The 17,070-nt window shown below is 68.0% G+C and carries 14 protein-coding genes; 2 read left to right on the top strand and 12 right to left on the bottom strand.

What is annotated here, in order from left to right; all coding sequences use genetic code 11:
- Positions 1-110: 110 nt before the first annotated feature.
- From IEY56_RS09440 to IEY56_RS09400, 9 genes are all read right to left on the bottom strand, one after another.
- On the bottom strand, positions 111-1,070 hold the full coding sequence (locus IEY56_RS09440) for an LLM class flavin-dependent oxidoreductase (RefSeq protein ID WP_189036681.1): 960 nt from the start codon (positions 1,068-1,070) through the stop codon (positions 111-113).
- A gap of 70 nt (positions 1,071-1,140) precedes the next feature.
- A complete protein-coding gene (locus IEY56_RS09435) occupies positions 1,141-1,305 on the bottom strand; it encodes a hypothetical protein (RefSeq protein WP_189036680.1) in 165 nt (54 codons plus the stop codon).
- Positions 1,302-4,151: a type 2 lanthipeptide synthetase LanM gene (gene lanM, locus IEY56_RS09430; RefSeq protein WP_189036679.1), complete on the bottom strand. Its 2,850-nt coding sequence runs from the start codon at positions 4,149-4,151 to the stop codon at positions 1,302-1,304. The genes IEY56_RS09435 and lanM overlap by 4 nt, the downstream gene beginning before the upstream one ends.
- Positions 4,152-4,153: 2 nt before the next feature.
- Complete coding sequence (locus IEY56_RS09425) at positions 4,154-6,340, bottom strand: peptidase domain-containing ABC transporter (RefSeq protein WP_189036678.1); 2,187 nt, start codon at positions 6,338-6,340, stop codon at positions 4,154-4,156.
- A gap of 1 nt (position 6,341) precedes the next feature.
- Positions 6,342-9,371: a type 2 lanthipeptide synthetase LanM family protein gene (locus IEY56_RS09420; RefSeq protein WP_189036677.1), complete on the bottom strand. Its 3,030-nt coding sequence runs from the start codon at positions 9,369-9,371 to the stop codon at positions 6,342-6,344.
- Positions 9,372-9,500: 129 nt separating this feature from the next.
- Positions 9,501-9,653 (bottom strand): class II lanthipeptide, LchA2/BrtA2 family, encoded by a 153-nt coding sequence (locus IEY56_RS09415; RefSeq protein ID WP_189036676.1) that lies wholly within the window; start codon positions 9,651-9,653, stop codon positions 9,501-9,503.
- 31 nt (positions 9,654-9,684) lie between these two features.
- Complete coding sequence (locus IEY56_RS28370; RefSeq protein ID WP_229711746.1) at positions 9,685-9,849, bottom strand: plantaricin C family lantibiotic; 165 nt, start codon at positions 9,847-9,849, stop codon at positions 9,685-9,687.
- Between the two features lie 644 nt (positions 9,850-10,493).
- A complete protein-coding gene (locus IEY56_RS09405; RefSeq protein WP_189036674.1) occupies positions 10,494-11,267 on the bottom strand; it encodes an ABC transporter permease subunit in 774 nt (257 codons plus the stop codon).
- Between the two features lie 2 nt (positions 11,268-11,269).
- The gene (locus tag IEY56_RS09400) at positions 11,270-12,184 is read right to left on the bottom strand and encodes an ATP-binding cassette domain-containing protein (RefSeq protein ID WP_189036673.1); all 915 of its coding nucleotides are present in this window, start codon (positions 12,182-12,184) and stop codon (positions 11,270-11,272) included.
- Positions 12,185-12,722: 538 nt separating this feature from the next.
- Here IEY56_RS09400 and IEY56_RS09395 point away from each other — a divergent pair.
- Positions 12,723-13,427 carry a hypothetical protein gene (locus IEY56_RS09395; RefSeq protein WP_189036672.1) on the top strand — a complete coding sequence of 235 codons (705 nt, stop codon included), beginning with the start codon at positions 12,723-12,725 and terminating at the stop codon, positions 13,425-13,427.
- Between the two features lie 5 nt (positions 13,428-13,432).
- A complete protein-coding gene (locus IEY56_RS09390; RefSeq protein WP_189036671.1) occupies positions 13,433-14,443 on the top strand; it encodes an SRPBCC family protein in 1,011 nt (336 codons plus the stop codon).
- Between the two features lie 168 nt (positions 14,444-14,611).
- Here the strand turns inward: IEY56_RS09390 and IEY56_RS09385 are convergent, their stop codons facing one another.
- From IEY56_RS09385 to IEY56_RS09375, 3 genes are read right to left on the bottom strand one after another with little or no spacing between them, the layout of a single operon-like run.
- Positions 14,612-15,295, bottom strand: coding sequence for a hypothetical protein (locus IEY56_RS09385; protein ID WP_229711745.1), 684 nt, complete (start codon positions 15,293-15,295; stop codon positions 14,612-14,614).
- 58 nt (positions 15,296-15,353) lie between these two features.
- Positions 15,354-15,920: a DUF6114 domain-containing protein gene (locus tag IEY56_RS28365; RefSeq protein ID WP_229711744.1), complete on the bottom strand. Its 567-nt coding sequence runs from the start codon at positions 15,918-15,920 to the stop codon at positions 15,354-15,356.
- Complete coding sequence (locus IEY56_RS09375; protein WP_189036669.1) at positions 15,911-16,531, bottom strand: DUF6230 family protein; 621 nt, start codon at positions 16,529-16,531, stop codon at positions 15,911-15,913. Before IEY56_RS09375 ends, IEY56_RS28365 begins: the two co-directional genes overlap by 10 nt.
- Positions 16,532-17,070 lie beyond the last annotated feature (539 nt).

The following is a 17,070-nucleotide window of genomic DNA, read 5'->3' as shown; positions in this document are numbered from 1 at the left end:
GCGTCCTGCCGCGGCCCGCGCACGCGGCGAGAGGAAAGCCCCGGCCAGCAGGGGGGTTGCTGACCGGGGCGGCGGGGTGGAGCGGGGTAGGGCTCCTGGCGGCGCCGGCGTCAGGACGCCGCGTCGAGGATCTCCAGGAGGTCGGTGGCGGCCGCGCGGGGGCCCGCGATGTTGCCGACGCCGGTGGCGTTCAGGACGACCTCGTCGACGCCGATCTTCCGGTACTCGTCCAGCCGCTTGTGGATCTCCTCGGCCGTGCCGTACAGGAAGACCCCGCCGTCGACGAGCTTCACGGCGTCCCCGGGGCTTCCGTCTCCGGAGATATCGACACCGGCCTTGCGCAGGGCGTCCTTGTAGTGCGGCGCCTGGATGTGCTGCCCGCAGGCCGCGGCGGCCAGATCGGCGACCTTGCGGTCGGGACCGGAGAGGGCGACGGGCACGATGGCCGTCACCTTGGCCGGGTCGCCGGACCGGCGCTCCCGCGCACCCTCCTCCATCGCCGGCATCAGCGTCTCGTGGAGGTAGTGCGCGGAGCCGAGCCAGGTGATGGCCACGTCGGCGATCTCACCGGCCAGGGCGGCCATCTTCTCCCGCAGGACGCCCAGGCCGACGGAGACGGGCGCCGGCTTGAACTCCACCAGGCGCGAGACGGACGAGTAGTGGTCCCCGTGGACCTCCGTGACCTCGCCGGACAGCAGGCCCCGCACCGTGCTGACGTACTCGCGGCTCGCCGCGAGCGGGCTGGCGTACGGCTTGCCCATGAAGCTGCGCTGGGCCGCGACTCCCCCGGGGCCGAACCCGGCCACGACGGAATGCCCCGTGTTGAGAGCCACGGAACGCGCTTCCAGCGCGGCCTGGTACGGAGAGCGGAGCGGCATCAGGGAGACACCGAACCCGGAAGGGACCCTGATGCCGATTCCGGCGAGCCAATTGATCAGATGATGACTGTCCAGGAGCATTCCGTGGCCCTGCCACAACCTGTGCGCACACGTCCAGTGCACCAGGTTCGCAAAAGGGACGACCTGCTCCGGACGGACAGGACCGAAGGGGAGGAGTATCGAGAGCCGCACCCCGGGAATTCCTTTCTACGGGCTTTTCCGCATCGAGGTGTGCGCGATGCGCTCCCCTGGTCCCGATTCTTCAGGACTGCTTGCGGTCGAATTTCATGAACGTGGCCACTGCGACGACGACGGTCAGCACTCCGACCACTCCGGCGAGCACGGTGTTTCCGCTGTACGCGCTCGTGATCGCGATGGCGCCGCCGATAGCGACGACGACACCCCAAGTGCCGCGGCTCTTCTTCATTGTGAACCTCCTGCTGCTGTCCGTCGGTCGAGAACACCACTGGAAAGCGCGACCGGAAGGTGACAATCGCCGACGCCTTTTCCAGGACTCTTTCCGGCAGACTGGAGAATGACGTCGGTGTCACCGATACCGGACCACCCGAACATGTATCCCAACAGGGATGTCCGGCCTCCAGCACCTGTATAAAATCCGGTCCTCCGGATTCTGTCAAGAACGAGTTCCTGATACTCATGGGCTCTGGTAAAGAGGGATTCCTCTCCGAGAAGGCGTCCGGCGGCGACGAGCGACTGGACGACGCCGCTGCTGCCGTGGCAGACGGAGAGGTCGAACGCCCTGTCCTCCGGAAGGGCCGTCGCCTTGTCGACCAGGCTTTGCAGTCGCGCACCCGTGAGCCAGTCTGTGCGGCCTGCGGCGCCGAGGATCTCCGCCGAGGTCAGGAGCTGACCCGCGGCGCCGTTGCACCAGCCCGCGTAGGGGGTCTGTTCGTCCGAGGAGGACCGTGCGACGAGCCAGTCGGCCGACTGTTCCACCAGGGCCGGATCCTCGAGCATTTTTCCCATACGCGAACAAGCCCAGCGCAGCCCCAGTTCGCCGTGCGCGACGTCGAACCACTTCGCCGTTCTGTCCGCCGAGAGGTGCTCGAGGGTGAGATCGCGCAGCTTCCCGAGCTGTTTCTCGTCGCAGAGAACGCTTTCTCCGCTCGCTCCGCTTTCCCCGGCGCGTGACAGCAGAACCATCAGCAGACCGGCCGGGCCATTCGCCAGGTCTTTTTCGAGTTCGTTCGAGATCGCCCGCTCTTCGATTCTCTCGAAAACCTTCGCCAACCATTCACGGTCGACGTCCGCGGGTCTCGTCAGCAGCATCGAGGCGGCGCCGGTGAAGACGGATTCCGGTGTCTGCATCAGCAGGTCGCCGTACTTCGCGAGCAGACTTCTCAGACCCCGGTCGGCTCCGGCGTGGACGGAACGCAGTGCGCTGTCGTGGCGCGACGCCCTCTCGAGAAAGGTGACTATCCCGCCGGAGTCATGGAACGAGACGAAGTTGCCGGGCGTGATGGTCGAGACGTTCCGCTCCGGGCCAATGCCGCAGACCCAGCCGGTTTCGGTTCCTTCCGGCCCTTCGAAGCGCACGCCGATTTCGTCGATCCGGCGCGCGATCTCGGGCCACCAGGCGCCGGGGCGTGCGCTGTCGAGGACCGGTCTCCCGAACAGGCTCTCCGAGGAGAGTCCTTCCGGCCGCTCCTCGCCGACGACCTCGCTGAAACACTCCTCCAGCAGGAAATGGTGGTAGAGGTCGCTGCGTTCGGAGTTCATGGCGATCCCGCGGTGCGCCATGTCGAGCGGAGAGGCCTTGTACACCCCCGGATAGGCGGTCTTGAGCGTGGACAGCTCCTTCGAGTCCGCCCGCGTCATGAAGTACGGGACGTTCCCCGTCGACAGCGACGCGCGTTCCTCCTCCGCCACGTAGTCGGCCGCCTCGGGCGAGAGGTAGTCCGGCATGCGGGCGAGCAGCCCGAACAGCCGTGCCGCCTCGGCGGGGTCGCGCAGGTAGTCGGGGTGCGTGGAGGCGTCCAGGAACCGGCCGTAGACCATGGTCGAGCGCATCAGGCTGCGGACCGGCATGCCGGGATAGGCGTCGACGACCTTCGAGATCCCGCCGTCGCGCACGAAGGCGAGGCCGTCGGAGTACCCGGCGAGGATGTCGCTGAAGTAGTCGGGGGCCGACAGCCGTTCGTCCCCGAGGCGGGGCACGTTCCCGTGGTGCTTGTACGTGACGGGTTCCCAGGTGACGGAGATCCTGTCCGTGGTTCCGTCGCGGACCGCCGCGCGCTTCAGCTTCGACTTCTGGTCGCCGGCGACTCCCACGCCCGCCATGACGACGTCGATGGGCGACGTCGGGTTCACCACGGGGACGAGCATCGTGGAGACCACCGAGAGCTTCATGTGGTTCACGAGCACGTGCGGAAGGGAGTCGTTGTCGACGCCGGCATCGGCACGGAGCATCGTCTCGGTGTCGATGACGCTCGGGGTCTCGCCGCACGCCAGCAGGTTCTCGTCGTGCATGTCCGAGGCGCCGAGGGTGCCGAAGACCGCGCAGAGGGCGCCGAACCGGTAGAAGTAGCGCGCCGGCTGGTCCGGCGAGTCCATCGGTGCGGAGGCGACGTACTGCTGCCACCCGTGCGTGCCCGTGGAGACGGAGAGCGGTATGCAGTCGCGCAGCGAGTGCTTGAGGTAAGGGTCCGCCGCGTCGTAGAGGTCCTTCACGAAGCGGTCGGAGACCAGGGCGCGCGGCTTGAAGACCAGCCGTGTCCCGCCCGTCAGCCGGAGCTGGATCACCTGGCGGTTGTCGTTGTGCGGGTCGGAGCCGGTGAGGAAGATCTTCTCGATCAGCGCTTCGGAGTCCCCCGCCGGGAGCAGCCCGGCGGCCTTCAGCTCCGCACGGTCCGCGGTGTAGGCCGCGAAGAGGTCCGTGTACGCGTCGAGCAGGTTCCGCCGGATCGTGGCGAGCCGCTGCCGGAGCACCGGGTATCTGCCGATCAGCTCGCGGCAGTTGCCGTCGGTGCCCAGGTGGGCGCGGAACTTCCGCAGCGCCTCGTCGCCCTCGGCGTCCATGGGGAGTCCGTGGTACTCCCGAAAGGCGTGGAACTCCCCGATCAGTGCCCGGAAGGACTGCCCCTCGACGGCGGTGAGCATTCCGCTCCACACCTGGTCCAGCACCTCTTCGAGGCGTTCGGGCGCGGTGACCGGTGCGGCGAGGTCGCGCAGCGCGTCCTCGACCGCGCTTCTGGGAGCCAGGTGCGCGTAGAAGGGGAGGAACGCCGGTATGGAGACGTCCGGTTCAGCCACGTTCACTCGCCTCCGACCACGACGTCGAGGTCCGGGGACCTGTCCGCGTACAGGTCCGTGTAGACCGCGCCTCCGTGCAGCAGCTGCGTGTGGCTTCCCTGTTCGACCACGCGGCCGTTGTCGAGCACGTAGATGTGGTCGGCGGCTTTGATGGTCGCCAGACGGTGGGCGATGATCACCTGGGTGGCGCCGATGTGCTCGATGATCTCGCCGACACGGCGCTCGTTGACGGTGTCCAGGGCCGACGTCGCCTCGTCGAGCACGAGGATGGGCGGGTTCTGCAGCAGCGCCCGCACGATGGCGAGGCGCTGGCGCTGACCGCCGGAGAAGTTCGCGCCCATCTCCGAGACGAGGGTCTTGAGGCCCATGGGCAGGTCCTCGAGGAAGTCGAGGATGCCGACGCCGGCGCAGTACTCGCGCACCTTGTCCGCGGGGATGTCCTGGCCGAGCGTCAGGTTCTCCAGGATGGTGCGGTTGTGGAGATGGATCTCCTGCGGGATGTAGCCGATCTGCCGCCGCAGGGCGTTCTTGTCGTAGTGCCGCGTGTCGACGTCGCCGAACCTGACGTGGCCTCTTGTCGGCTCGTACAGCCCGCAGATGATGCGGCCCAGGGTGCTCTTGCCCGAACCCGAGGCGCCTACGAGGGCGACCCTGGAGCCGGCCGGGATGTCCAGGGACACGTTCCGGATCACCAGGTCGCTGTGTTTCGTGTACTGGAAGCTGACGTCCTCCAGCTGGATGGACGTCGAGAGCAGGCCGGTGAGGGTGCCGCCCGGGTCCTCCGGCTCCGACTTGACGATGTCGCTCAGCCTGGCCATGTAGCGGGACGCCTCGGTGAACTCGGTGTAGGTCGAGAACACCGACGTCGACAGGGAGAAGTAGGTGGCCGAGACCGCCTGCACGGCGATGGCCGCGCCCAGCGATATGTAGCCGTGGCTGACGAAGTAGAGGCTGGAGAGCAGCAGGATCATCGGACCGAACATCTGGGTCGTCGTCGTGACACCCGAGATGCGGCCCTGCTGCATGCGCATCCGGTCCTTCATCGCCTCCAGCGAGGAGCCGTAGACCTTGCCCCAGCTCTCGAGGAACTCGTCCGCGTAGCCGCCCATCTTGATCGTGGGGATCGACACGATCGCGTCCAGCTGTGTGGACTGGCTCTTGCTCAGCTGGCTGATCTCCGAGTCGACGAACTCCATCAGCTTCGGCCGCGTACGGGCCAGGTAGAACGCGTTGAGCAGGAACAGCACGACGGCCATCAGGCCCAGGCGCCACTCGACGTAGAACAGGTAGCCGGTGACGCACAGCAGCGTCCCCACGTCGAGGATTCCCTGCGCCACTCTCGACGACAGCAGATCCCTGATCATGTTGACGCTGTTCAGCCGGAACAGCAGCTCACCGGGTTGCCGCACGGTAAAGAACCTGTACGGCAGGGACAGCATCTTGCTGAACGTATGGGTCATCAGATGCTTGCCCAGCATCGCCACGACGGTCGAGAGGACCATGACTCTGACCACGTGCAGGGCCAGGTAGGCGGCCGCCACGCCCAGCACGACGGCGATGACGGTGCCCAGGTCGTCGAGCCCTTTCCACCTCGCCTGCTGGTCGACGGCCCATTCCGTCAGCATGGGGATGCCCAGCACCGCGCCGTAGCCGCTGAAGGAGAGCAGGCCGACGAGGGCGATCCGCTTGCGCGAACCCTCGGCGAAGAGCGGGATGTTGCGCCACTCCGTCATCGGCTTCTGGCGCGTCTTCTCGAAGTCCGGGCCGACGTCCGCGGAGACGACGATGCCGCTGAAGCCCTCTTCCAGCTCCTCGCGGCTCAGCCGACGGCGCCCCATGGCCGGGTCCATGACGATCGCCTTCTGACCGTCGAACTTCTCGAGGACGACGAAGTGGTACTCCTCCCAGTAGAGGATCACCGGCGAGGTGAACTTCTCCAGCGCGGTGACGCTCTTGGCGCGGAAGAGCTTCGCGTCCATCCCGCGCGTGCGCAGGTAGCGGGCGAGCTGACCGGCGCTCAGGCCGTCGCGGCCGGCGTCCATCACGGCGCGTGCGCTGGAGAGGTCCTCCGCACGCCCGTAGTAGCGCAGCAGTGCGACGGTGCAGCACAGTCCGCACTCTGTCTGCGTCACCTGCGTGAGCGTGGGCACGCGGCGGGCGTGCTTGCGGCTGCGGAGTGTGAGGCTCATGTCATCGGCTCTCAAAGGTAAGGGTGACCGGTGAGATGTGAACGCTCGGATCGAGACGGTTGACGAGGTGCAGGACGATGCCGGCGGTGCCCACCATGAGGCTGTTCGTGTGCGCGTACCGGCTCTGGTTGTCGTTGATCTTCCGTGTGAGGACGTCCGGCTGGAGCCACCGCTGCTCGATCCTGGCGACCTCCTCGCGCAGGCTCTCGTCGTCCGCCGCGAGCCCGGTGAGCACGTCGTGGTTGCCCAGGTCTCCGTGGCACCACGTCAGGTTCCGCCCGAAGCCGTGGCGTACGAGGTTGCCGATCGCGACGTCGCGCATGCAGTTCACGACGTCGTCCTCCGCGACGTTCCCGTACGAGGACAGTGCGAGGGCGATGCCGGTCGCACCGTGGCACCAGCCGGTCGAGAACGACTGAGGCGTGGCCACGTTGGAGAACCAGTTGCCCTGCTCACTGTCGTAGAACTTCTGCAGCCGGCCGACGAGGTCCTTCAGGGTGTCCCGCACGACGTCCTGCTGCCCGGACGGCACCCGCGGCAGAGCGCCGCTCAGCGCGTGCAGGAGCCCGCTGACGCCGTGTGCGAAGCCGGACTGGGCGAAGACGCTGCCGTGCCCCCCGTCCCGGACGGCGTCGGTCAGCATCCCCGTCAGTGTCGCCAGGGCACCGTCGGCGTGCGGGCCGCCGATCGCGGTGACGCAGCCCATGACACCGGCCACGCCGTTGACCACGTCGATGGGGAGCACCCGCGGATCGATGTCGCGTATCTGGTCGAGGACCAGCGGAAGCGCGCCCTGCGCGGCTTCGACCCACTCGTCGTTCTCCAGGAGCCGGCCCGTGGTGGCCAGCGCGAACAGGATGCCGGCCATGCCGGTGTAGCCGCCGAAGCCGGCCTGCTGGACGCTGCGCCTCTCGTACCGGTGCTCGGCGAGGATGTCCGCCATCGTGGAGAAGATCTGCCCGGCCAGGTCCCGGTAGTCGCCGCGGTCCAGGAACCGGCCGGCGGCGGCCAGGGCCAGTGCGGGGCCGACCCTGCCGGTGTAGAGGTCGTATCCGAGCACTCCCGGCGGCCAGGGCCTGTTGGCCGCGGCCGAGGCGAGGGGGCCGATCCAGGTGCGCGGCAGGTGCGCGAACTTGTCGGGCAGCGACGTCTCTACCAGGTTGCCGGCGAGGCGCTCGACGAGTCCGACGAGCTCGCCGTGGGAGTCACCGCCCGTCTCGTGGTCCGACGGCGCGTGGAACGCTCCGCCGTCCGCGGTGCCGGAGGCGGCGAGGTGGTTGTCGGGGAAGCGCGAGGAGAAGGCCGAGTAGACGAGCCGGAGCTGCTCGCGCAGGTCGGTCTCCGTCATGTGCGCCGTCTTCGCGAGGGCGCGGTCGACCGGGGTCTCGTCGAAGAAGGCTCCGACCTCGCGGCCGTCCCCGTCCTCCAGGGCGACGCCCGTCGCGGAGACCGTGAAGTAGGGGATGTCGCGCTCGGCCAGCTGACGGATCTCGGAGCGGACGATCTGCCGGGACGAGGTCTTGCTGGCGATCGCGATGCGCTTCAGCAGCGCGATGTAGGGCGAGACGTCGTCGAGGGCGCCGGCGCTGGACGTCATCCGCAGCGTCTGCGCGTACAGCGCGGTCGGGTTGTGCACGTAGCGCACGCGCATGCCCGACGCCGCTTTCCGCAGCAGCTCCGCCCAGCGCTCCTGGGAAGACATCATCGTGCGGAAGACGCGGGAGAAACCCTCGGCCATCCGGTCGCCCAGGACGCGGACCTCGTCCTCGCCCAGGGAGTTGACGACGGTACGGCGGCCCTGCGCCTCCTGGGCGCGGATCACCAGGCTGATGCGGTCCGTGTAGGGGTTCTCGAAGAAGATCGACTTGAACGGCGAGGAGCCCCGCCCCTGGTCGCCGAGGAATCCGAGGTCGACGTGGCCCGCGTCCTCGCCCTTCCCGACCATCACGAGCGGCAGGATGCCGATGCCGTAGATGGACTGCCCGATCGTCTCGTAGGCGTTCCCCACGGCTTCCGGCGTGGGGCCTTCGTGGATGCGGGCCGGGTGCAGAATCGTCTCGAGGTCGATGGGCACGGGGCCGCGACGGGTCGGCAGGATGTTCTCGAAGTGCATGTCCCGCGCGTTGAGGAGGTAGAGCACCGCGGCGAGTTCGCCGCTGGCGCGCATGAACTCCCCGGACATGTCCGAGACGTCCTCGGTCTCGATGAACTCGACGTATCCGTAGTGGTTCCGCTCGAGGACCTGGGCCGCGGCCAGTGAGGTCCCGATCTCCTTGTTGAGTTCCGCGGCGATGTGCTCGTACGCGGCTTCACAGGAGACGTCGCGGGGCTTGTAGACGAGCTTCTTGCCGGACTCGAATTCGAGCACGGAGACGCTGCGTCCGTGGTTGTGGGCGTCTCCCTCGGAGAAACCGCAGGAGACGATCCGGTCCGTGACCTCGATGCCGAACGTCCCGGCGATGGCCTCGCGGTCCGCGACGAGCCGGCGGCAGAGTTCGGTGACGCTCTCCGCACCGTTGGCGAGCAGGATCCGGGTGATGTCGCGCAGCACGGGGAAGGACAGTCCGCTCACCTCCTCGAAGGACGTGAGCCTCGCCTGGTCGACGAAGTACCGGTAGCGCTCCTCGGGGGTCTCCCCGACGAGCCGTCCCTCCTCGCGCGCGTGGTTGATCGCGGCGACCAGCGGACGGCTGTAGACCTCGCGCACCCTGCTCTCAGTACGTTCGAGCAGCTGCACCAGCATGGCGTCCGGGTCGCTGAAGAGCTTCCCGAACGGGGCGACGGGGTCGGTGCCGGCGACACCGGCGGCGATACCCCTGATGACGCTCTGGAACGGGTACTGCTCAGGCCGGCCGAGCCACTCCCGTACCGTCGCGCGCGTCTTCTCGCCCGGCGAGGGAGGCTCGTCCGCGCTCTCACCGCCTGCCCGGAGCACGCCGGTGAACTGGTCGTCGAACTGCGACAGCGGAACGATTGTTTCTTCGACTTCGGCGCTGTCGAACTCCGGGTAGTACTTGGCTGGAGATATCACGGTGTTGCTGCTCCCGTTTTCGCGAGATGTCGTAAGACGGCCGAAGTCGAGGCCGCGGAATGGAGGCCCGAATGGGCCTCCATTCCGCTTCGCACTGCTACATGACCACCGAGAGAGGTGAAGTCACATTCAGCACTGGCTGGTGCACTTCGTGGTGGGGCAGATGGCCGCGGTGGCCAGCGTGACGGTGGCGCAGACCCACGCCGTGCCGCCGTAGGCGTCGGCGTCGCTCAGCTCGACGAGCTCGGCCTCGTCGTAACCACCCAGAATGTCCTCGCTCATGATCTCTCTCTTCTCTTTTCTGTTTTTCTGGTCAGTTGCAGTTCGGCTGGCACTCGACGGTCAGGGTGCACCAGCCGCCGGTGTTGCCCAGCACGTCGGAGAGGGAGAAGGTGTTGGTGGTGCAAGCACCGTAGGCAACACCGTCGAAGTCCTGCTCCGCGATCTCTTCAACCAGCGAAACGTCGCCCTTGTACACGATGGAACTCCATTCTGTTCTGCGAGTACAGACATGAATTGCTCTTGCGCACCGATGGCGCTCCGACCGCGTACTTCTGAATTTCTTTACGATCCGCGCCCCCCAGCGGTGCGGGCTAGACAGTATTTGCTTCATGGTTTCGCCACAACAATTTTCCACACGTGATCCACATCACATGACATGTGTCAGTTGACTGGCGTCACCACGGGGCGGAATGAAGAATTCCGGATGTTACGGACCACACCCCGCAGCCCTGCTCCGGACTCCGGGGCGGCACGGAAAATGGCAGCTCAAGGCCCCTGGAAAAGGGTTCCGGACGTCGCAGAACAGGGGGCTGAAATCACGGAGCTCGCGATTCCGGATGTTATGAGCGAGGACCTCGTCGACGGACTCCGCCCACCCCGCGGGTCCTCTCCCCCGACATGAACGGAATCCTCCGCTCCGAATGTGTTCGGAATTCCCGGACTTTTCCCCGCCCCCTGTGGGGATTCATTGCGGTCCGGGGCTTACTCCGACTAGAAGGCGTTGTGCCCGAAATGACGGGCGGCCACCGGCGGCTCCTCCGGAAAAGACCGGAGGAGCCTGCCCGGCGGCCGCGCCGGAATGTCGCGATTCTCCGTCGGACAAGGCGCTCTGACGGCTGGTCAGGCGTCCCGCCGACGCATCGCGAAGTACCCCGCTGCCACTGCCAGCACGGCCCAGGCCGCCAGTACGGCCATGCCCGTCCAGGCGGTCAGCACCCCGTCGCCGTGCGGCTCCTTGCTGCGCAGGATGAGGCTGCCGGCCAGGTCGGGCAGGAACTGCGCGACCTTCTGGACTCCCGGGATGCTGTTGAGGATCGTCGAGATCATGAAGAAGAGCGGCACGAGGATGCCCATGGTCAGCGCCGAACTGCGCAGCACGCTCGCGAGGCCCATGGAGAAGGCGCAGATCAGCGTCATGTAGAGCACTCCCCCGATGAGGGCGCGCAGCACGCCGTCGTCGGAGAGGGAGACGCTCGCCGGAGAGCCCAGCATCGTCTGCGCGGCGAAGAAGCTGAGCGTCACCACGACGGCCGAGACGACCAGCGCCGTCGCCGTGCCGGTGAGCAGCTTCGCCGCGTAGAAGACGCCCCGGCGCGGTACCGCCGCCAGTGAGCTGCGGATGGACCCCGTCGAGTACTCACTGCTCACGGTCAGCACGCCGAAGACGACCAGTGCGATCATCCCGAGTTTCATCCCGCTGAAGCCGGAGGCGACCGGGTCGAACCGGGCCTGGGCCGCCGCGTCCAGGTCCGCGTAGGTACCGCGCATGACGTAACCGAAGAGGAGAGCCACGACCACGCTCGCGGCGGAGAAGAGAGCGAGGCTCCAGACCGTGGACCGCAGTGTGCGGATCTTCGTCCATTCGAACGCGACTGCCGCGCCGGTGTCCGACATCGTCACCGCACCTCCAGGTCCGCGCGGAAGTCCACCGCGTCCGCGGTGAGCTGCATGAACGCCTCTTCGAGCGAGGCCGTACGGGGGCTGATCTCGTAGACCGTCACCTGGTGCTTCGAGGCCAGCTTGCCCACCGTCTCCAAGGTGGTGCCGAGTGCTTCGAGCACGCCTTCGGGCCCCTTCTCCGTCCGGATGCCGTCGCCGGCCAGGACATCGCGCATGCGCTCGGGTTCGGGCGTGCGGATGTGGATGTAGGAGCGCGAGTTGCGGGCGATGAAGTCCTCGACCGTGGTGTCGGCCAGGAGGCGCCCCTGCCCGATGACGATCAGGTGCTCGGCGGTCAGGGCCATCTCGCTCATCAGGTGGCTGGAGACGAAGACCGTACGTCCCTCGCCCGCCAGCTTCTTCATCAACTCCCGGATCCACAGGATGCCTTCGGGATCGAGACCGTTGACGGGCTCGTCGAACAGCAGCACCTCCGGATCGCCCAGCAGCGCGGCCGCGACGCCGAGCCGCTGCGCCATGCCCAGGGAGAACCCGCCGGCCCGCTTCTTCGCGGTGGCGGACAGCCCGACCGTCTCCAGCACCTCACCCACCCGCGACGGGGGGATGCGGTTGCTGCGGGCGAGGCCGAGCAGGTGCCCGTACGCGGTACGTCCGCCGTGCAGGGCCTTGGCCTCCAGCAGCGCGCCCACCTTCCGCAGGGGCTGAGCGATCTGCTCGTAGCGCTTGCCGTCGATGAGCACCTGGCCGGACGAGGGCCGGTCCAGGCCGATCATCGCCCGCATCGTCGTGGACTTGCCGGCGCCGTTGGGCCCGAGGAAGCCCGTGACCCGGCCGGGCCTCACCTGGAAGGAGAGCCCGTCGACGGCGAGCGTCTCCCCGTAACGTTTGGTCAGTTTCTGAACCTCGATCATTCGACCCCGTTCCCCCTTGCGTAGACCGGCAACTGAGCGCGCTTGGCCCGGGAGCGACCTCCCCGAGGCCGACGCTGCTGCGGTGGGATGAGTGAAGGCGGCGGAGAGGATCTCTGAATCCGCCGCGTGTTGGCGCCGGACATCTTCGCACGGCCTTCACGTTCGCGGGACGGATTCACAGGACGTGCCGATCTTGACGGTTCCAGGCGATATGCACGACTGGTCGTGAGAAAGACCGCTTCCGCGAGAGAGCCGGTCCTCGCGCTGCCCGGCCGCGCGGAGCCCCCGCTTCCGGGCCGGATGTCCTCCCAGCGTGGCGCCCGAACCCGTACGGCGGAGCAGATGGCGCGGTCCGCCCGTCGCCGTGACCACGATGGAGCCATGTCGTCTCACGAACCTGTCCGTCCGCCCTGGCCGGCACCGCCGTGCGCCAGGTGCCGGAAACCGCATGGCGGACCGCGAGGCGTCCCGCTGTCAGCAGACGACCAGGCGGGCAGTGCGGAAGCCGCCGGATCGAGGAGAAGGATGGGATGTGCGCATGAGTGACAGCCCGAAGGCCGCACTGGCGGCGAGCGTCGTCGCTGGATACCTCCTCGGACGGAGTCGCAAGGGAAAGCTCGCCATCGCCGTCGCCACCTTCGTGGCCAGCGGGAAGCTGCAGTCCAAACCGCAGGAGCTGCTCGCTTCGGGGTTGGGCAAGCTCGGCGACTCCCCGCAGTTCGCCCAGCTCGCCGACCAGGTGCGTGACGAACTGCTGACGGTGGGACGCGAGGCGCTCAAGGCGGCCGTCGACCACCGTCTCGGCACGTTTGCGGACTCGCTGGCCGAGCGCACGACGTCTCTCAACGGTATTGGTCGTGGAAACGGCGGCGCGGAGAACGGCGAGGACCAGGAGTCCGGCGAGGACCAGGAGTCCGGCGAGGACCAGGAGTCCGGCGAAGACGAGGAGTCCGGCGAAGACCAGGCCTCGGACGAGCGTGAGGAACCCGGCGACGAGCAGGAAGAGGAAGCAGAGGAAGGGAGGGGGCGCAGCGAGGAAGGCCGCCGCAGGCCGGAGAGGCCCCCGCGTGAGAGCCGGGACGAGCAGGCCGCGGCACCGCGGAAGCCCGCGAAGAAGGCGGCGGGCAGGCCCGCCGCGAAGAAGACCCCCGCCAAGAAGGCGCCGCCGAAGAAGGCCGCCAAGAAGTCAGGCGGACGGAAGACCGCCAGCAATTCACCCGCCGAGCAGCGCCGCCGGAGGTAGGAGCCATGCCGCAGAACGAGTCAGGCAAGGACGCCGCGAACAACGGCGGTTCGGGCCTGGACCGAGTACGCGAGGAATTCTCCAACTACCTGACCGCGAAGACAAGCAAACTCGTCAGTTCGGCAGGCGGCAAGGTCTCGGGGCTGGCTCAGAAGGTCGCCGAGGGCGGCGCTCCGGGCGGCGGCGACCTGCCGGAGATGGGGGCGAAGCTGCTGAAGGGCGAGTCGCCGGCGAAGGCCGTCGGCGGCCAGGTGGCGAAGAAGGTGAAGGACAAGACCGTCGGCAAGGTGAAGGAACTCTTCGGCGGCGGGGGCGAGGCTGGCGACAAGAAGGTGACGAACATCGTCGAGGTGCTCGACATCGGTCTCCCTCTGCGCAGGGTCTACGACCACTGGACGGAGTTCGAGGAGTTCAGCGGCTTCATGAAGGGCGTCGTCGAGGCGTCACGGGGCGACGACGAGATCACCTCCGATTGGACGGGCAAGGTCGGCCCCTCGAAGCGCACTTGGAAGGCCGAAGTCCTGGAGCAGGTACCCGACAACCGCATCGTGTGGAAGTCGTCGGGCGAGGCCACTACGCACGGCAGCATCTCGTTCCACGAGCTGGCGCCGAACCTGACGCGGATCGTGGTCGTCGTCGAGTACACCCCCGGCGGGTTCCTCGAGAAGACGGCCAACATCTGGCGCGCGCAGGGGCGCCGGCTCCGCCTCGACCTCAAGCATTTCCTCCGCTACGTCTCGCTCGGCGCCCAGGAGGTCCCGGAGGGCTGGCGGGGAGAGATCCGGGAGGGCGAGGTCGTGCGCAGCCACGAGGACGTGCTCGCCGAGGACGAGGAAGACGGAGGAGACGGCGGGGACGGCGCGGAGGAAGACGGGAACGGCGAGGACGAAGAGGACGAGGACGAAGAAGACGAGAACGGCGAGGACTTCGAAGACGAGGAAGACGAGGAAGACGAGGAAGACGAGGAAGACGAGGACTTCGAAGACGAGGACGAACGCGAGTACGAGACCCGGTGACGCGCGGGGCGGCCGAGCCGTTCAGCGTCGGCGAACGGGCCCGGCACCGGGAACACCTGGGTCCTCTCCGCTCTGACGAGGAAGCGGAGAGGACCGGCTGCCGGGTCGGGTGACCGTCTCCACGCGTGCCGCGGCGCGGTGGCGGGCGTGCGCGGCGGCGGGCGTGGATCAGGAGGTGACGGTCACGTCCGCGCCGGGGTCTGTGGTGTCGGTGATCTCGTAGGTGGCGCTGAAGGCGGAGCTGGTGGCGCTCGTCGGGCAGCCGAAGCCGCCTTCGACCTTCACGGGGACGGCGGCTTCGTCGAAGGTCAGAGTCGACGGCGAGCCGTTGGCCCATGTGCCGGTCGCCGTCGCCGCCTCGGTGGGAGCGGCGGTCACGGTGCACTCGGCGAGGCCGCTGGTCTTCAGCACGAACCCTGCGGTCGGCATGGTGAGTCCGGCGGTCGCGGGCGCGCCGTTCTGCATAGAGACCGTCCAGTCGCCGGTGGTCTCCACGGTGGCGTCGACGCCCGGCAGACTCGCCGTGCAGGAGTCGTAGGTGGGCGCGTTGATGCCCGACTCGACGGGTCCGGCGTCGTTGTGGTTGCCGGGCGCGGCCGGGATCTGGCCGGTGGCCTCCGAGACGGTGCAGGACACGGTCACCGATCCGGCGGTGAACGTCGCTTCACCGGTGAGCTTGGCGGCGTACTCGTCCCCGGCCGGTGTGACGGTGGTCGATTCGGCGGCGGCCGTGCCGGCGGCACCGCTGAGCGGGGCGGCGTTCGCGGCGCCGGCCGCCAGGAGTGCGGCGGCGGCGACGATACCGGTCACGACGACCCGTAACGACCGGGCGTGCTGGTGGCGCGTGCTCATCATTCGGCTCCTTGTAGTTCGACTCGCGGAAACAGAAGGGGCGATGGCACTCGTTCGCTCAGTTTTTCTCTGGGTTCCGGCTCGTTTCGCTGTTCCTCGACGGGGTGCCTGGGGATTCGGGGGGCGGTGGCTGCTGCGGGACGGAGAAGGCCGAGGCCAGCGAGGAGAGCGTGTCCTCCTTCGAGGCGTCCGCGGCCGCTCCTGACGGATGGCCGACGTGGGCCGCCGAGCCGTCGGCTGGCTCCGCGTCCGGCTGCCCCTCAGGCGGCGGCCCGGCCGGGACCGGCCGCCAAGCGAAGATCAGGGCACCGCCGACCACGCCCAGCAGCGTGCCGATCATGAAACCGCCCAGGTTGGACAGCACCAGCGCGGCCGCAGCGAGCAGCACGGTCAGCACGCCCGCGAGTCCCCTGTACTGGGGGCCGAACCAGGCGCTCAGCCCGAGCACCACCATGACCAGCCCCAGTACGACGGTCGGAAGCCCGGCCGTTCCCTGATGCAGCATCACCTTCAGCGGGGCCAGGGGGATGACCGCGATCTCCGTACCGGCGAGGACGGTCAGCAGACCGCCCCAGAAAGGCCGGCCGCGGCGCCACCCGCGCCACCGGCGCCAGATCAGAAGCATTCCTTCGTGCCCTTGTTCACTTTCATGTGCAGGCCGGACAGCTTGAACTTGCCCGCGTTCGTGGCCCAAGCGGTCTGCTTGAGGCTGGAGATGTGGACGTCGTCCGCCTGCTGGCCGAAGAGGTCCTGGAGGCCCTGGCCGCCCTTGGGGCCCTTGTCGAGGGTCGAGGCGTCCCGGCCGATCTCGATCTTGTTGAAGCCGGCGTCGCCGGAGAGCTGCGTCGCGTCGACGAAGAGGTCGGTGGCCTCCACCGGCTTGCTGCCGGTACCCGCGGTCAGGTTCAGCGAGATGCTGCCGATCATGGGCAGCTTGGTGACGACGGACTGGCAGAGGTCGCGCATCTCGGCGGACTTGATCCCGGTGACCGCCACGGGGATCAGCTCGCCCCTGGCGTTCTTGTCGATGCTGCCGTACTGGACGAAACCGTCGCCGTCCAGGCTCTTCGCGGACACTTTGAACTGCTGTCCCGACACGGCGAACGACGCGGCGAGCGCTCCGTTGGCCAGTGCGATGGCGAGGGCCGCCGTCGCCGCGAAGCCCGGCACGCACAGGACGGCGAACTTCCGCCAACTCGTGCGTCCTGTCAGCGGTCTGCCGTGCGCATCCTTCATGGTGTGTCCCCTTGAGTGCAGTTGACGATCGTGACCGTGGTGTGGGGGATGTGGAGCACGTGCGAGGTACCAGGGGGGAACGCACAGAAGGCGACCCTGCTGTGCGGAAGAGTTACTGGCGAGTCAGGTTATGGACACCGGCGATTCCCGGCAAGGTTTCTCGCAGTCGACTTTCCGCCGAAGCTCTGGCCATGAATGTGAACGCATGGCGCCCGGCGGCCAGTTGAAGCCCGCCATCCGACCCTCCCCCGCGCCCACCAGGTACGTACCGAGCTGGAGTTACCTGAAGTAGCAGGCGGTCGGCGCGAGTTCGGGCCCACCGGGGGCCGCCGAGCGGGAGCATGGCGGGCGCTCAGACGGTTGGATCAGTGGCCGAAAGCAGTGCATCGGCTGCGGGCCAGGAGTGCGCCGAGGCACCGGCGGGAGCGGGAAGCCGCGAGGATCGGTGCCGCGGACGGGGCAAGCGATTGCGGATCGCCCTCCGCGGCGGGCGGCTCGGACGCCGGACGCCGCTGGGGAATCGGCTACCGCCGGGCCGC

Origin of the sequence: Streptomyces daqingensis, from assembly GCF_014645895.1 — a bacterium.
Classification (GTDB): domain Bacteria; phylum Actinomycetota; class Actinomycetes; order Streptomycetales; family Streptomycetaceae; genus Streptomyces; species Streptomyces daqingensis.
The sequence above is the reverse complement of the archived record's forward strand: the minus strand, read 5'-3'. Positions and strand labels throughout refer to the sequence as shown.

Excerpts from the sequence above, each read along its gene's own strand:
- IEY56_RS09435 (WP_189036680.1), bottom strand. The coding sequence starts at position 1,305 with ATGAAGAAGAGCCGCGGCACTTGGGGTGTCGTCGTCGCTATCGGCGGC.
- IEY56_RS09425 (WP_189036678.1), bottom strand. The coding sequence starts at position 6,340 with ATGAGCCTCACACTCCGCAGCCGCAAGCACGCCCGCCGCGTGCCCACG.
- IEY56_RS09415 (WP_189036676.1), bottom strand. The coding sequence starts at position 9,653 with ATGAGCGAGGACATTCTGGGTGGTTACGACGAGGCCGAGCTCGTCGAG.
- IEY56_RS09405 (WP_189036674.1), bottom strand. The coding sequence starts at position 11,267 with ATGTCGGACACCGGCGCGGCAGTCGCGTTCGAATGGACGAAGATCCGC.
- IEY56_RS09400 (WP_189036673.1), bottom strand. The coding sequence starts at position 12,184 with ATGATCGAGGTTCAGAAACTGACCAAACGTTACGGGGAGACGCTCGCC.
- IEY56_RS09395 (WP_189036672.1), top strand. The coding sequence starts at position 12,723 with ATGAGTGACAGCCCGAAGGCCGCACTGGCGGCGAGCGTCGTCGCTGGA.
- IEY56_RS09390 (WP_189036671.1), top strand. The coding sequence starts at position 13,433 with ATGCCGCAGAACGAGTCAGGCAAGGACGCCGCGAACAACGGCGGTTCG.
- IEY56_RS09385 (WP_229711745.1), bottom strand. The coding sequence starts at position 15,295 with ATGAGCACGCGCCACCAGCACGCCCGGTCGTTACGGGTCGTCGTGACC.
- IEY56_RS28365 (WP_229711744.1), bottom strand. The coding sequence starts at position 15,920 with ATGCTTCTGATCTGGCGCCGGTGGCGCGGGTGGCGCCGCGGCCGGCCT.
- IEY56_RS09375 (WP_189036669.1), bottom strand. The coding sequence starts at position 16,531 with ATGAAGGATGCGCACGGCAGACCGCTGACAGGACGCACGAGTTGGCGG.